At 68.8% G+C, this 13,746-nt stretch carries 13 protein-coding genes; 6 read left to right on the forward strand and 7 right to left on the reverse strand.

Going from position 1 to position 13,746, the window contains the following annotated elements:
• Window positions 1-186: 186 nt before the first annotated feature.
• From dapF to SSPN_RS0112710, 3 genes are all read right to left on the reverse strand, one after another.
• Entirely contained in the window at window positions 187-1,029 is an 843-nt protein-coding gene (gene dapF / locus SSPN_RS0112700) for a diaminopimelate epimerase (protein WP_010695214.1), read from the reverse strand.
• A 103-nt stretch (window positions 1,030-1,132) separates the two neighbouring features.
• Window positions 1,133-2,044 carry a tRNA (adenosine(37)-N6)-dimethylallyltransferase MiaA gene (gene miaA / locus SSPN_RS0112705; RefSeq protein WP_010695216.1) on the reverse strand — a complete coding sequence of 304 codons (912 nt, stop codon included), beginning with the start codon at window positions 2,042-2,044 and terminating at the stop codon, window positions 1,133-1,135.
• 317 nt (window positions 2,045-2,361) lie between these two features.
• The gene (locus SSPN_RS0112710; protein ID WP_010695218.1) at window positions 2,362-3,066 is read right to left on the reverse strand and encodes a class III extradiol ring-cleavage dioxygenase family protein; all 705 of its coding nucleotides are present in this window, start codon (window positions 3,064-3,066) and stop codon (window positions 2,362-2,364) included.
• A gap of 352 nt (window positions 3,067-3,418) precedes the next feature.
• Between SSPN_RS0112710 and SSPN_RS0112715 the strand changes: the two genes are divergently transcribed.
• The gene (locus SSPN_RS0112715; RefSeq protein WP_010695221.1) at window positions 3,419-4,744 is read left to right on the forward strand and encodes a DUF349 domain-containing protein; all 1,326 of its coding nucleotides are present in this window, start codon (window positions 3,419-3,421) and stop codon (window positions 4,742-4,744) included.
• A 55-nt stretch (window positions 4,745-4,799) separates the two neighbouring features.
• Here SSPN_RS0112715 and SSPN_RS43625 read toward each other — a convergent pair whose 3' ends face one another.
• From SSPN_RS43625 to miaB, 3 genes are read right to left on the reverse strand one after another with little or no spacing between them, the layout of a single operon-like run.
• A complete protein-coding gene (locus SSPN_RS43625; RefSeq protein WP_010695222.1) occupies window positions 4,800-5,246 on the reverse strand; it encodes a tyrosine-protein phosphatase in 447 nt (148 codons plus the stop codon).
• A 19-nt stretch (window positions 5,247-5,265) separates the two neighbouring features.
• Window positions 5,266-5,742: an Rv2732c family membrane protein gene (locus tag SSPN_RS0112725; RefSeq protein WP_029535263.1), complete on the reverse strand. Its 477-nt coding sequence runs from the start codon at window positions 5,740-5,742 to the stop codon at window positions 5,266-5,268.
• Window positions 5,730-7,205 carry a tRNA (N6-isopentenyl adenosine(37)-C2)-methylthiotransferase MiaB gene (gene miaB, locus SSPN_RS0112730; RefSeq protein WP_083821695.1) on the reverse strand — a complete coding sequence of 492 codons (1,476 nt, stop codon included), beginning with the start codon at window positions 7,203-7,205 and terminating at the stop codon, window positions 5,730-5,732. The genes SSPN_RS0112725 and miaB overlap by 13 nt, the downstream gene beginning before the upstream one ends.
• 243 nt (window positions 7,206-7,448) lie before the next feature.
• Here miaB and SSPN_RS0112735 point away from each other — a divergent pair, with 243 nt between their 5' ends.
• The 4 genes from SSPN_RS0112735 (at window position 7,449) to SSPN_RS0112750 (ending at window position 10,681) form a co-directional block, all read left to right on the forward strand.
• Window positions 7,449-8,177, forward strand: coding sequence for an amino acid ABC transporter ATP-binding protein (locus SSPN_RS0112735; protein ID WP_010695225.1), 729 nt, complete (start codon window positions 7,449-7,451; stop codon window positions 8,175-8,177).
• 29 nt (window positions 8,178-8,206) lie between these two features.
• Window positions 8,207-9,106: a glutamate ABC transporter substrate-binding protein gene (locus SSPN_RS0112740; RefSeq protein ID WP_029535266.1), complete on the forward strand. Its 900-nt coding sequence runs from the start codon at window positions 8,207-8,209 to the stop codon at window positions 9,104-9,106.
• Window positions 9,107-9,173: 67 nt separating this feature from the next.
• The gene (locus tag SSPN_RS0112745) at window positions 9,174-9,821 is read left to right on the forward strand and encodes an amino acid ABC transporter permease (RefSeq protein WP_029535267.1); all 648 of its coding nucleotides are present in this window, start codon (window positions 9,174-9,176) and stop codon (window positions 9,819-9,821) included.
• Window positions 9,818-10,681 carry an amino acid ABC transporter permease gene (locus tag SSPN_RS0112750; RefSeq protein ID WP_010695228.1) on the forward strand — a complete coding sequence of 288 codons (864 nt, stop codon included), beginning with the start codon at window positions 9,818-9,820 and terminating at the stop codon, window positions 10,679-10,681. Before SSPN_RS0112745 ends, SSPN_RS0112750 begins: the two co-directional genes overlap by 4 nt.
• A gap of 321 nt (window positions 10,682-11,002) precedes the next feature.
• On the opposite strand, the gene SSPN_RS0112755 is transcribed toward SSPN_RS0112750, so the two are convergent.
• On the reverse strand, window positions 11,003-11,617 hold the full coding sequence (locus tag SSPN_RS0112755; RefSeq protein WP_010695229.1) for a transporter substrate-binding domain-containing protein: 615 nt from the start codon (window positions 11,615-11,617) through the stop codon (window positions 11,003-11,005).
• A 179-nt stretch (window positions 11,618-11,796) separates the two neighbouring features.
• Here SSPN_RS0112755 and edd point away from each other — a divergent pair, with 179 nt between their 5' ends.
• Window positions 11,797-13,644, forward strand: coding sequence for a phosphogluconate dehydratase (edd, locus tag SSPN_RS0112760; RefSeq protein WP_010695230.1), 1,848 nt, complete (start codon window positions 11,797-11,799; stop codon window positions 13,642-13,644).
• The last annotated feature ends 102 nt before the right edge of the window (window positions 13,645-13,746 follow it).

Below are 13,746 nucleotides of genomic sequence, written 5' to 3' on the forward strand. Positions count from 1 at the left end.
CCGTGGACGGTTCCGCAGTGAAGATGGGTTCGTATTCGTCGGCTTCGACCGCATCGCGGTCGAGCTCGGCGGACCAGGTCAAAGAGTTTTTCATATCGAGACCATTGTCCCACGGTCCGCGACTGATTTTCACGCCTCGCTCCTGGCATTACCCGTTTGCACTGGTGTGACGCGTGCCAGCGGCGGTTACGGCTGCTGCCACCAGGCGGGATCGAGGTTTCCGCGGGCCACCAGGACGGCGGGGCCGGTCAGGGTGGAGCTGGTCGCGGTGACCTCCACCTCCACGGTGCCACCCGGGATGTGGACGACCCGGCGTCCGGTTTCCGCACCGGCTGCACGCAGCGCCGCGACCGTGGCGGCGACCGTGCCGGTGCCGCAGGAACGGGTTTCGCCGACGCCTCGCTCGTGCACGCGCATCTGCACGTGGTCACCTTCGAGCGGCCGGACGAACTCGACGTTCACGCCGTTCGGGAAAAGGTGTTGGTCATGCGGCGGGGCGGTCTTGAGGTCCAGCTCGGCGAGGTCCACGTCGCTCACGCAGGCCAGGTGCGGGTTGCCGACATCGACGGCGACTCCGGCGAAGGCGTGCCCGGAGGCGCTCGTGGTGGACTCGCCGAAGACCTTTGCCGGGCCCATATCGACCGTGACCTGGCCGTCGTCGTGGGTTCGGACCCACCGGACGCCAGCGCGCGTGCCAACCGGCAGCTCGCCGGGTGCGGCCAGCCCGGCGTCGATCAGGTAGCGGGCGAAAACCCGCACACCGTTGCCGCACATCTCGGCGATCGAGCCGTCGGCGTTGCGGTAGTCCATGAACCACACGTCGGCCGGCACGTCGGCGGGGGCGTCCTCCAGCGCCCCTGCGCGGATGACCCGCAGCACGCCGTCTGCACCCAGCCCGCGGTGCCGGTCGCACAGCGCCTGCACCCGCTCGTCGGTGAGTTTCAGCGCGCCGTCCGGGTCGGGCAGGATGACGAAGTCGTTCTGGGTGCCGTGGCCCTTGATGAACTCGGGCCCTTGGGAGGAATGCACGCGCCCAGTCTACGTTCGCCGGGTCGCTGGTCCGGCGCGGCTCGACGCCGGCCTGCGGAAAGCCGCGTTCGGGGCGTCGCCTCGGAGGAGCAGCGCTGGTTCGCTACTCGCCCAGCAGCGCGCGGACGTCGGATGCCAGCTTCGGGTCGGCGGCGTCGAACCAGTTGATCCGCGCGTCTCGGCGGAACCACGAGCGTTGCCGCCGGACGAACCGGCGGGTGAGCTTCGCGGTCTCGGCTGCGGCGGCGGCCATGTCGCCCGCGGCGTCGAGCTCGCCGAGCACCTGCTGGTAGCCCAGCGCGCGGCTGGCGGTGCGGCCGTGCCGGAGCCCGGCCTTCTCCAGCCTCCGGACCTCGTCGACCAGTCCGGCGTCGAACATCCGGGTCACCCGGCGGTCCACCCGGTCGTCGAGGTCCTCGACGGGCCGGTCCAGCCCGATCAGCACCGCTCCGTAGCGGGGTGGTCCGGGCTTGGGCAGGTTCGCCGAGAACGGCCGCCCGGTGATCTCGATGACCTCCAGCGCCCGGACGATGCGGCGACCGTTGCTGGCCAGGATGGTTTCCGCGGCCGCCGGGTCGAGCTCCTGCAGCCGCTGGTGCAGCTCGGCCGGGCCGACCCGCACCAGCTCCCGCTCGTACTTGTCCCGCACCTGCGCGTCGGTGCCGGGGAAGGACAGGTCGTCGACGACGGCCTGCACGTAGAGGCCGGAGCCGCCCACCAGCACCGGAGTCCGGCCCCGGGCGAGGACATCTTCGACGGCGTCGCGCGCCTGCTGCTGGTAGGCCGCCACGGAGGCGGTTTCCGTGACGTCGAGGACGTCCAGCAGGTGGTGCGGGATGCCGCGGCGTTCCGCGGCGGAGAGCTTGGCCGTGCCGATGTCCATCCCTCGGTAGAGCTGCATGGCGTCGGCGTTGATCACCTCGCCGTCGAAGGCTGAGGCGAGCTCGATGCCGAGGTCTGACTTGCCGGTGGCGGTGGGACCGACGATCGCCACCAGATGCGGGAAGGACTGCACGCTTCGACCTTAGAAGCGCGTGCCGGGCGCGCAGCACAGCGGTCCGCCCGGTATTTCTGCTGACCAGGGGCCGTGAGTGCGTTGGGGCGCGGTAAAAGCTGTATTGGAGGATCGTCCGGGGCGCCGTGGGGCGGGCTTTTGAAGCGGCGCTGCCGATCAGCCCACCCTCGCAACGCACCGCTGCGGGTTGTCAGGTTCGGTGAGGACAGGCCCGAAGCCGCGTATTGGTCATGCACAAGTCGGGAATCCCGCAGACCAGACGCATCGGCACCGCCACGCAAGACGGGTGTGGACGCAGCCCTGCGGAAACACCCTGTTCAGGCTGTGCGAGTCCAGGTCGCCACGTAATAGGTGACGCCGAACGGGGTGGCCGAGTACAGGAGTTCGCCTCGCCAGGTCCCGCCGGTGGCCTCAACGACGCCGGGCAGGACTTGGAGCGCGGCCCGGCCCGCGACGCCGAGCTCCGCGCACGGTTCCGGTTCCAGCGCGAGCAGCGCTGCCGTGTCGACGTCGGCCAGCGCGCTGCGGATCTGCTCGTCGACCGGCTTTGCCCGCTCGTCCGGCGAGTACGGCGAGTGCTCGTCGGAGCGGTTGGTGCCATCGGCGAGCACCAGGAGACCGACATCGTCGGCAGCCAGCTCCGCGCCGAGCCGCTGGCAATCCCCGGCTGGCGTGCCCGGCGCCAACAGGTGCGTCGTGACCGCCAGCGCCCCTGCTTGCTCACGCAGTAGTCCGGCGATCAACGCAGGTAGCGGCAGCTCCGGGTCAGGGGTGCCGGCGCCACCGAGAGTCACCGGGAAGTCGACGCCGAAGCCCGCGAAAGTGCCCGCCGTGTCCGGTCCGAGCACCTGCGGCCCTGATTGATCTACGCCAACGGCCACCCATTCGGCGGCAGAGTCAGTCAGACTGGACACGGCGCGCAGACAGGCGCCCCGCAAGCGAACGGTTTCCGGGTCGGCCCGCACGGTCAACGCGGGAACCAGCAACGGCGGGTAGGGCACCACAGCGACACGGGTGATCACACCTGTGCACGGTAGAGGTCACGGGCGAGTTGGCTAGAGCAGGGAGCCGCAACCGGCGGCAGGAGGCTGAGGCGGGTTACCGCCCCCTGCCCGCTGCGGCCGAACAGGTGCCTGATGACAATGGAGCCGTGCAGGTCACAGGTTCGATCCGGGCACCACGTCGCGGTGCGCGCCGACTCCCCGGCGCATCGGTTCCGCGACGGAGTACCGATTCGCGCCCTGACCTGTTTGAATGCGCCAGCGGAGGCCGGACCAACGAACGGTTCGGGTCGACGCTTGCTGGGCCCCGCCGATGCGGGGCGCCCGTGCCGGACACGGGCATCAGAGCGGGCACGCAAGGAGGAAGCCGGCCATGACGCACCAGGACACGACCCCCGAGGCAGTCGCCAACAAGGCGGCCGCGGACTCGACCACCAGCACCACCGGGTCACCCACGGTTGCGCCCGCGGTACCGACCGCTTCCGCCGACCCTGCCAAGTGGGGGCGGGTGGACACCGACGGCACGGTGTACGTCCGCACCCCCGAAGGGGAGCGGGCGATCGGTTCCTGGCAGGCCGGTGATGCCGCCGAAGGCCTGGCCCTATACGCGCGGAAGTTCGACGACGTGCTCACCGAAGTCGAGCTGTTGGAGACCCGGTTGAGCACTCACGCCGGTGAGCCGAAGCACACCCTGACCAGCGCGAAGCACCTACGCGATTCGCTGGCCGAAGCCGCCGTGATCGGCGACCTGGTGGCGTTGACCGCCCGGATCGAGCACTTGGTGGTACAGGCCGAGCAGGCCGTCGAGGGCGCCAAGCACGAGAAGGAACGCGCCCGGGCGGACGCTGTCGCCCGCAAGGAAGCGCTGGTCGCCGAGGCCGAGCAGATCGCCGCCGAGTCCACGCACTGGAAGAACGCCGGCGACCGGCTGCGCGAGATCCTCGACGAGTGGAAGAAGGTCCGCGGCGTCGACCGCAAGACCGACGAGCAGTTGTGGCGCCGGTTCTCCAAGGCGCGGGACGCCTTCAGCCGCCGCCGGGGCTCGCATTTCGCCGAGCTCGACCGGCAGCGCGCGGCGTCCAAGGCGCACAAGCAGGAGCTGGTCGAGGAAGCGGAGTCGCTGACCGAGTCCACCGACTGGGGCGAAACCGCGAACCGCTACAAGCAGCTGATGACGGAGTGGAAGGCCGCCGGCCGCGCCCCGAAGGATAGCGACGAGCTGCTGTGGCAGCGCTTCCGCGCCGCGCAGGACCGGTTCTTCAGCCGCCGGTCGGAGGCGTTCTCCGAGCGTGACGCCGAGTTCGCCGCGAACGCCAAGCTGAAGGAGGAGCTGCTCGTCGAGGCCGAGCAGATCGACCCGTCCGCCGGCCTCAAGACCGCGCAGGCCCACCTGCAGCGGATCCAGGAACGGTGGGACGAGATCGGCAAGGTGCCACGGGAGCGGGTGCGGGAGCTGGAGGGCAAGCTGCGCGCGGTCGCCGACCGGGTGCGGTCGGCCGCCGACGCCCAGTGGCGGCGCACCGACCCGGAGGCGCAGGCCCGGGTCGACCAGTTCCGCGACCGGGTGGAGCAGTTCGAGGGGCAGGCCGAGAAGGCCCGCGCGGCGGGCGACGAACGCCGTGCGAAGCAGGCGGAGGAGCAGGCCGCCCAGTGGCGTGAGTGGCTGACGGCTGCGGAGCAGGCGATCGCCAGCCGCTGACGGCGGGTTTCGACACCGGAGGCCCACCTGCGCGTCCGGCGCACCGAACTCGCCGTCAGGCGAGCAACCTCGCCCGGAGGGCGGCGAGGTCGTGGTCGGTGCAGCCGCCGGAGCGCAGGTGGGCCGCTGCGTGGAACGAGTCGAGGGCCGCCGCCAGCGCCTCGACCCTGGTGGTGCCGTGCTGGGCGAGTGCCTCGTCGATCAGCGGCTCCTGGTCTGGCCAGCCGAGCCTGTCGAACAGCGGTCGTAGCCGGTCGTGGCTGAGCTCGTGGTCGGCGATGATCTCGTCGGCCGCCACCCCGGCGAAGGCGAGCAGCATCAGTGCGATGATCCCGGTCCGGTCGCGGCCGGCGCTGCAGTGCACGAGCACCCCGCCGGGTTCGACGTGCGCGATCGCGGTGACCACTTTGGCGGTGCGATCCGGGAAGCGGTCGAGGAACGGCTTGCAGTAGAGCGGCGTGCCGTGCAGCCGCTTGCCCCAGTAGCGGTGATCGGGTTGCACTGGCCGGGCGAACCAGAGGTCAGGAACGGGACCAGACGATCCGCATCCACTGCACGGCCAGCACGGCCATGCACGCCACCGCAAGCAACAGGCCGATCGACGGGCCCTCCGCGCCGCTCGTCTGGCGCGACCAGATCGCGATCACGCCCTCGAACGTCACCACCACACCGGCGAGTCCGGCCAGGAACGCGAAGATCCAACGCCGGGTGATCAGCGCCAGGGCACTCAGGCCGATTCCGACGATCGTCGAGTTGATCGCGAACAACCGCGGCAGCAGGCCGATCTTGAGCGCCGGGTCGGCCTGCCCCATCAGCACCTCCCAGCCTGCGGCACCGCGGACCCACGGCAGCAGCGAGCACAGGACGAGCACGAGCATCACCGATGCGATCACCAGCGCGCGCGTGCCGGGGTCGATGCGACGCAGCACCTCGCGTTCCGACCCGGTCAGCGCGCGGCGCGACCCGGCCGAACCTTCCGCCTTGCTCAACACGCACATCCCTGCTGGTCGGCGGGCTGCTGCGGCGGGGTTCCGAACGACGGCAGCCCGAGGCTGACTCCGGAGGTCTTGGGTCGCACACCCTCTTCCCAGTGATCACCGGCCGTGGTGCGGCGGTGGCCGGCGATGTCCGTGTCGGCGACGAGGTGGTGCGGCGCGGCACGCGTGATCGTGGTGTGCACGACGTCGCCGGGCCGGATCTCACCGTCGGTGGCACCGGCCGGGGTGAAGTGCACCAGCCGCCCGTCGCGGGCCCGACCCGAGAGCCGGTGCGTCTCGGCGTCTTTGCGGCCCTCACCCTCGGCGACCAACAATTCCACCGGGCTGCCGACCAGCTTCTTGTTCTCCTCCCAGGAGATCTCGTTCTGCAGCGCGACCAGCCGGTCGTAGCGCTGCTGCACGACCTCCTTGGGCTGTTGGTCGGGCATCTCGGCCGCGGGCGTGCCGGGCCGCTTGGAGTACTGGAAGGTGAACGCGCTGGAGAACCGCGCCTGCCGCACGACCTCCAGTGTGTGCTCGAAGTCCTCCTCAGTCTCGCCGGGGAAGCCGACAATGATGTCGGTGGTGATCGCCGCGTCCGGCATCGCCTCGCGCACGTTGCGCACGATGTTCAGGTACCGCTCGGAGCGGTAGGAGCGACGCATCGCCTTGAGGACCCGGTCCGAACCGGACTGCAGCGGCATGTGCAGCTGCGGGCAGACGTTCGGCGTCTCGGCCATCGCCTCGATCACATCGTCGGTGAAGTCGCGCGGGTGCGGCGAGGTGAAGCGGACCCGCTCCAGCCCCTCGATCTCCCCACAGGAGCGCAGCAGCTTCCCGAACGCGAAGCGGTCCCCGAACTCGACGCCGTAGGCGTTGACGTTCTGCCCCAGCAGCGTCACTTCGAGCACACCTTCGGACACCAGCGCCTGCACCTCGGCGAGGACCTCGCCGGGACGGCGGTCCTTCTCCTTGCCGCGCAGCGCGGGCACGATGCAGAACGTGCAGGTGTTGTTGCAGCCGACCGAGACCGACACCCAGCCCGAGTAGGCCGACTCGCGGCGTGCGGGCAGGGTGGAGGGGAAGACGTCCAGCGATTCGAGGATCTCGACTTCGGCCTCGTGGTTGTGCCGGGCGCGCTCCAGCAGGGTCGGCAGCGAGCCGAGGTTGTGCGTGCCGAACACGACGTCCACCCAGGGGGCCCGCTTGACGATCGTGTCGCGGTCCTTCTGGGCCAAGCAGCCACCGACCGCGATCTGCATGTCCGGGTTGCGGTCCTTGGCCGGCCGCATGTGCCCGAGGGTGCCGTAGAGGCGGTTGTCGGCGTTCTCCCGGACCGCGCAGGTGTTGAACACGACCACGTCGGCGGCGTCGGACTCGGCGCGCACGTACCCGGCGTCTTCCAGCATGCCTGCGAGCCGCTCGGAGTCGTGCACGTTCATCTGGCAGCCAAAAGTTCGGATCTCGTACGTCCTCGTGCTCACCGTTCCACGGTAGCGCCTGGTCAGATCGCGGATTCACCCGCCCGTGCGGGTGCGCGGCGGCCGGCCACGTGCGTCGAACCGGAGGTTTCGGACCGGCTTCACGACTCCGTAGCGTAACCAACTTGCAATCAGTGTTCTCCGCAGCTGACTGGACTATCCCCCATCGGGGGCTTAAATTTCGGCCATCGAATCCACTTGACGCGTTCAGGAGAATGAATGACCGCAGCTCCCACGGACGTCCCGATGATCCGGATGTCCGCGGTCGACAAGTACTTCGGCTCCTTGCACGTGCTGCGGGAAATCGATCTCGAGGTCCCCAAGGGCCAGGTCGTCGTGGTCCTCGGGCCGTCGGGTTCCGGCAAGTCGACGTTGTGCCGGGCGATCAACCGCCTGGAGCCGATCAACTCCGGCCGCATCGAGGTCGATGGGGTGCCACTGCCCGCCGAGGGCCGTGCGCTGGCCGAACTGCGCGCTGACGTCGGCATGGTGTTCCAGCAGTTCAACTTGTTCGCGCACAAGACGATCCTGGAGAACGTGACGCTGGGCCCGATCAAGGTCCGCAAGCAGAGCCGGGACAAAGCTCAGGACAACGCTCTGCAACTGCTGGAACGGGTCGGCATCGCGAACCAGGCCGAGAAGTACCCGGCGCAGCTCTCCGGCGGACAGCAGCAGCGAGCCGCGATCGCCCGCGCGCTGGCGATGAAGCCGAAGGTGATGCTGTTCGACGAGCCGACTTCGGCGCTGGACCCCGAGATGGTCAACGAGGTCCTGGAGGTCATGACCGACCTCGCTGCCGAGGGCATGACCATGCTGGTGGTCACACACGAGATGGGCTTCGCGCGCCGTGCCGCGCACCGCGTGCTCTTCATGGCCGACGGTGAGGTGGTCGAGGACACGGCACCGGAGAAGTTCTTCAGCGCGCCGAAGAGCGACCGCGCCAAGGATTTCCTGGGCAAGATCCTCACCCACTGACATACTTCAGAGAGAGGCAGCGAGACGAAATGCGAGCCAAGAAATTGCGGCTGATGACGGTGCTGGCCGCATCGCTGGCACTGGCGCTGACCGGCTGTGGACGTGAGGGTGGTCCCGGCGGCGGCGAACCGCAAGTTCAGCAGAACGTCGCCCAGAACGTGCAGGTCCAAGGCTCACCGACGTTCGACCGGATGAAGCAGAAGGGCCGTGTGACGATCGGTGTCAAGGAGGACCAGCCCGGGCTCGGTTTCCGCGACCCGGTCACCAACCAGTACTCCGGCTTCGACATCGAGATCGCCCGGCTAATCGCCGCGCAGCTCGGGTTCGACCCGAACACCCAGATCGACTACAAGCCGATCCCGTCCACCGCGCGCGAGCAGGCGATCTCGACCGGCGAAGTGGACTACTACGTCGGCACCTACACGATCAACGACAAGCGTAAGGAACAGATCAGCTTCGCCGGGCCGTACTTCATGGCCGGGCAGGACCTCCTCGTCCGCGCGGACAACACCGACATCACCGGCAAGGACTCGCTCAAGGGCAAGAAGGTCTGCTCGGCGACCGGGTCGACCCCGATCCAGCGGGTCAAGCAGGACCAGCTCACCGAGCCGCAGAACATCGTCGAGTTCCAGCGCTACTCGGAGTGCGTGCAGCAGCTGCTCGACCGCCAGATCGACGCCGTCACCACTGACGACGCCATCCTCAAGGGCTACGCTGCGCAGGACCCGGACAAGCTGAAGGTCGTCGGCAAGACGTTCTCCGAGGAGCCGTACGGGGTCGGCCTCGCGCACAACGACACGGCGCTGCGCAACAAGATCAACGACATCCTGGAGCAGTCTGTGACCAACGGCGAGTGGAAGCGCGTCTACGACGCCACCCTCGGCAAGTCCGGAACGTCCGCCACGCCCCCCAAGGTGGACCGCTACTGATCCCGTCATCGGATGCCCAGGGCCGCAGCGCGCCCTGGGCATCCGGTTACTCCAGGAGTACTCATTGATCAACATCTTGGTGGAGTACGGCGACGTCCTGGCCAGAGGCTTCCTGCGGACGATCGAGCTCTTCCTGCTGGCCGCTGCAGCCTCGCTGGTACTGGGCACGATCCTGGCAACGCTGCGGGTCAGCCCCGTCCCAGCGTTGCGGGCCGTCGGCGCCGGGTACGTGACCTTGCTCCGCAACACGCCGCTGACACTGATCTTCTTCTTCTTCGTCTTCGCCTACCCCAAACTGGAGCTGATCCAGTTCCCGTTCTTCACCGCTGCTGTGATCGCGCTGACCATCTACACCTCAGCGTTCGTCTGCGAGGTGTTGCGGGCTGGGATCAACACGGTGCCGGTCGGACAGGCCGAGGCGGCGCGCTCCATCGGGCTCGGCTTCGCCCAGTCGCTGATTAACGTGATCCTCCCCCAAGCCTTCCGTGCCGTGGTTCCACCGCTGGTCAGCGTGCTGATCGCGCTGTTGAAGAACACGACCGTCGCGGCTGGGTTCAGCGTGGCAGAGGTCGGCTCGGTCATCCCGTTCCTCAACGAGCAGGGTGAGCCGACACTGAACGCCTTCGTGTGGATCGCCATCGGCTTCCTGATCCTGGTTATCCCGCTGACCCTGATCCAGCGCAGCTTCGAGAAACGTTGGAGCGTGGCCCGATGAGCAGCGTTCTGTTCGACACTCCCGGCCCGCGCGCCCGCGTGCGCAACCGGCTCATCAGCGTCGTCAGCGCCGTTGTGGTGCTTGCCTTGCTCGGCTACGTGGTGCTCCGCTTCTACGCCACCGGGCAGTTCGACGCCAGCAAGTGGGAATGGCTGCTCTACGAGCAGATCCAGCTGGAACTACTCGGGGCTCTGTGGAACACCGTCCGCGCGTTCCTCATGGGCGCCGTGCTCGCGCTGGCGTTCGGCGCGGTGTTCGCGCTCGGTCGGCTCTCCGACCACGCCTGGATCCGGGTGCCGTGCACGGCGATCGTCGAGGTGTTCCGCGCGATCCCGCTGGTCATCCTGATCTTCTTCCTGTACTACGCGGCACCGGGGCTGGGCGTGAACTTCGGCCAGTACTGGTCGGTCGTGCTCGGCCTGACGCTCTACAACGGCTCGGTGCTTGCCGAGGTCTTCCGCGCTGGGGTTAACGCACTTCCAGCAGGGCAGAGCGAGGCGGCTTATTCCATCGGCATGCGCAAGAGCCAGGTCATGCGCAACGTGGTGCTGCCGCAAGCAGTGCGCGTCATGCTCCCAGCCATCGTGAGCCAACTCGTGGTGCTGCTCAAGGACAGCGCTCTCGGCTTCCTGATCACCTATCAGGAATTGCTGTACTACGCCCGGTACCTCGGCGGTATTCCCACGCTCGACCGGCCGATTATCCCGGTGAGCCTGGTCGTGGCAGCAATCTATATCTCGATATGCCTCTTGCTCACGTGGTTCGCGAACTACCTCGATAAGCGAAACCGGCGCACGAAGAAGACCAAACAGATCGCGCCGGCTACCACTCCCCTTACGGAGACTCCGCTCGGAGACTGAAACAGCTCTCGGCTGCCGGGGCCTGAACCGGGTCCCGGCAGCCGAGAGTGAGCGATCCGCTGGTTACTCAGGAATGTTGCACAGAGCTTTCCGAGTTGGTGAACGTCTTATCGGACGGAAGCTAGCCCCAGTCCAAACTGACTTCTGACCGTAACTATTCAGCTGGGTCGCTGGGTCGGGTGGCGTGACCGCTGCCTGAGATGATCTATGTGGCTGGTCCTGGGAAACTGTCGCGCGAGGAGTTGCTCGCTGAGCGTTTTCGGGTGCTCCAGCGCCGGAAAACGCTCACGGGCATTGAGCTGCGCGATTAGGCGGAGCCGGTCAGTGCGGGCGGGCGTTGATCCCGGCTGGGCGCAGGGTTGCGTCGTAGGCGCGCTGCCAGGAGCCATCGGCGACTGCGGCGTCCAGCATCTGTTGCAGCTGCTCGGCCAGCTTCTTGTCGTCCGACTTGATCAAGACGTAGCGCTTGCTGTCGGTGACCACGTACGGCCCGACGGCAGCTAGCTGCGGGGAATCGGCGGTACCGCCGAGCAGGACGTCCACATTGCCCGAGGCCACCGCGTCCAGCAGCAGCGTCGACGGCAGACGCCGGTACTGCACCTGGGTCGGGGCGAGGCCGATGCGCTTCGCCAGGTCGCGGGCGATCTCGACGTCGAAGCCCTGGTACTCGCCCGCCGGATCGCGGGTGACGAACTGCGGCGCGTCCACCCGCACCCCGACCAGGAGCTGGCGCCGCTGCTTGATCCGCTCGATGGTCGGCGAGGTGTCGAGCTCGACCGAATCGCCAACCGACGGGGCCGGGCTCGACGGCGCCGGCGTGGTCGGGGCGGGCAGGTTCGGCGGCGGCAACGCGTTCGACCCGGGCGGCGCATCCTGCCCGCAGCCCGACAGCACGGCAGCCACGGACACCAACGCAACGAGCGCGCGAATCCGCATCGGCCCCCTCCTCACATCTCGGTCTACCACCCATGATCGCGCACCCGGCGGCCCGATCGAGACCGGATCCCCGCCCTGCTGTATCGATTGTGAAATCCAGGCCACACCCGTTAGTGTGACTGCCGTCATGAGGCGCCAGCGTCGTCGCCCCGCATTTCGAGCCTTTCCGGAGGCGATCAATGGCGCCGCCAACACAGCACGTCGTCGAACAAGTCACCCAGCGGATCGCGGAGCGCAGTGCCGCGACCCGCACCTCGTACCTCGAACGCATCCGAGCGGCCGGGGCACGCGGCCCGGCCCGCACCGACTTGCCCTGCAGCAACCTCGCGCACGGCTTCGCGGCGTGCAGCGGTGCTGACCGGCTTGCGGTGCGTGGAGCCACCAAACCGGGCGTCGCGATCGTGTCCGCGTACAACGACATGCTCTCGGCGCACCAGCCCTACGCCGAGTTCCCGGCGTGGCTGAAGGACGCGGTGCGCGAGGCCGGCGGTGTCGCCCAGTTCGCCGGCGGCGTGCCCGCCATGTGCGACGGCATCACCCAGGGCCGCACCGGCATGGAGCTGTCGCTGTTCTCTCGCGACGTCATCGCGATGGCCACCGGTGTCGCACTCTCCCACGAGATGTTCGACGGTGCCCTGCTGCTCGGCGTGTGCGACAAGATCGTGCCCGGCCTGCTGATCGGTGGGCTGTCGTTCGGGCACCTACCGACCGTGCTGGTACCCGCCGGGCCGATGCCCTCCGGGCTGCCCAACCGGGAGAAGAGCCGCATCCGGCAGCTGTTCGCCGAGGGCAAGGCCAGCCGCGAGGACCTGCTGGAAGCCGAGTCCGCGTCATACCACTCGCCCGGCACCTGCACGTTCTACGGCACCGCCAACTCCAACCAGCTCGTCGTCGAGGTCATGGGCCTGCACCTGCCGGGGTCGAGCTTCGTGCCGCCGGGCACCCCGCTGCGCAAGGCCCTCACCGAGCAGGCCGCCCGTCGCGTTGTGCAGCTCGGGCGCGGCGCGGACTACACGCCGATCGGCGAGATCATCGACGAACGGGCCATCGTCAACGGCGTGGTCGCGCTGCTGGCCACCGGCGGCTCAACCAACCACACGCTGCACCTGGTGGCCATCGCCGCCGCGGCCGGGATCGAGCTGACCTGGGACGACTTTTCCGACCTGTCCGCGGTCGTGCCATCGCTGGCGAAGGTCTACCCCAACGGCTCGGCCGACATCAACCACTTCGCCGCCGCCGGGGGCGTGCAGACGCTCGTCGGCGAGCTGCTCGACGCCGGCCTGTTGCATCCCGACGTCAACACGGTCGCCGGGCCGGGGCTGGACCGGTACCGGCAGCAGCCGTTCCTGGAGGACGGGGAGCTCGTGTGGCGGGATGCGCCCGCGAAGAGCCTGGACCCGGACGTGCTGCGCGGCGTCGACGAGCCATTCGCGCCCGACGGCGGCCTGCGGGTGCTGGACGGAAACCTCGGCCGCTCGGTGATCAAGGTGTCCGCGGTCAGCGCGGAGCACCGCACCGTCACCGCACCCGCCCGGGTCTTCGACGACCAGCACGGCTTCACCGCCGCGTTCCAGGCAGGCGAACTGGACCACGACGTCGTGGTGGTGATCCGCAACCAGGGCCCGCAGGCCAACGGCATGCCTGAGCTACACGGGCTGACCCCCGCGCTGGGCGTGCTGATGGACCGTGGCCACCAGGTCGCGCTGGTCACCGACGGCCGGATGTCCGGCGCGTCCGGCAAGATTCCGGCGGCCATCCAGCTGACCCCGGAGGCCAGCGCGGGTGGGCCGCTGGCCCGCATCGGCGACGGCGACGTGGTCCGGCTGGACGCCGACCGCGGCACGCTGGAGGTGTTGGTGCCCGACGACGAGCTCGCCGCCCGCGAAAACGCACCGGTCGCGCCCGGAGCCCAGTTCGGCACCGGCCGCGAGCTGTTCGCGGCGTTCCGGCAGGCCGTCGGGCGGGCCGATCGCGGCGCCAGCGTGTTCACCCAGCTTCAGGCGCAGCCGACCGACGCGACCGTCTGACACCGGTGACCACCTGCGCCGATCCCGACGAGAAGAGGCGGCTGTTTCCGCTGGTCACGTGCCGTGAGTACTTTTGGGTGCGATAAGCGCCCGAAAGCACTC

Source organism: Saccharopolyspora spinosa NRRL 18395 (assembly GCF_000194155.1).
In the GTDB taxonomy this organism is placed as follows: domain Bacteria; phylum Actinomycetota; class Actinomycetes; order Mycobacteriales; family Pseudonocardiaceae; genus Saccharopolyspora; species Saccharopolyspora spinosa.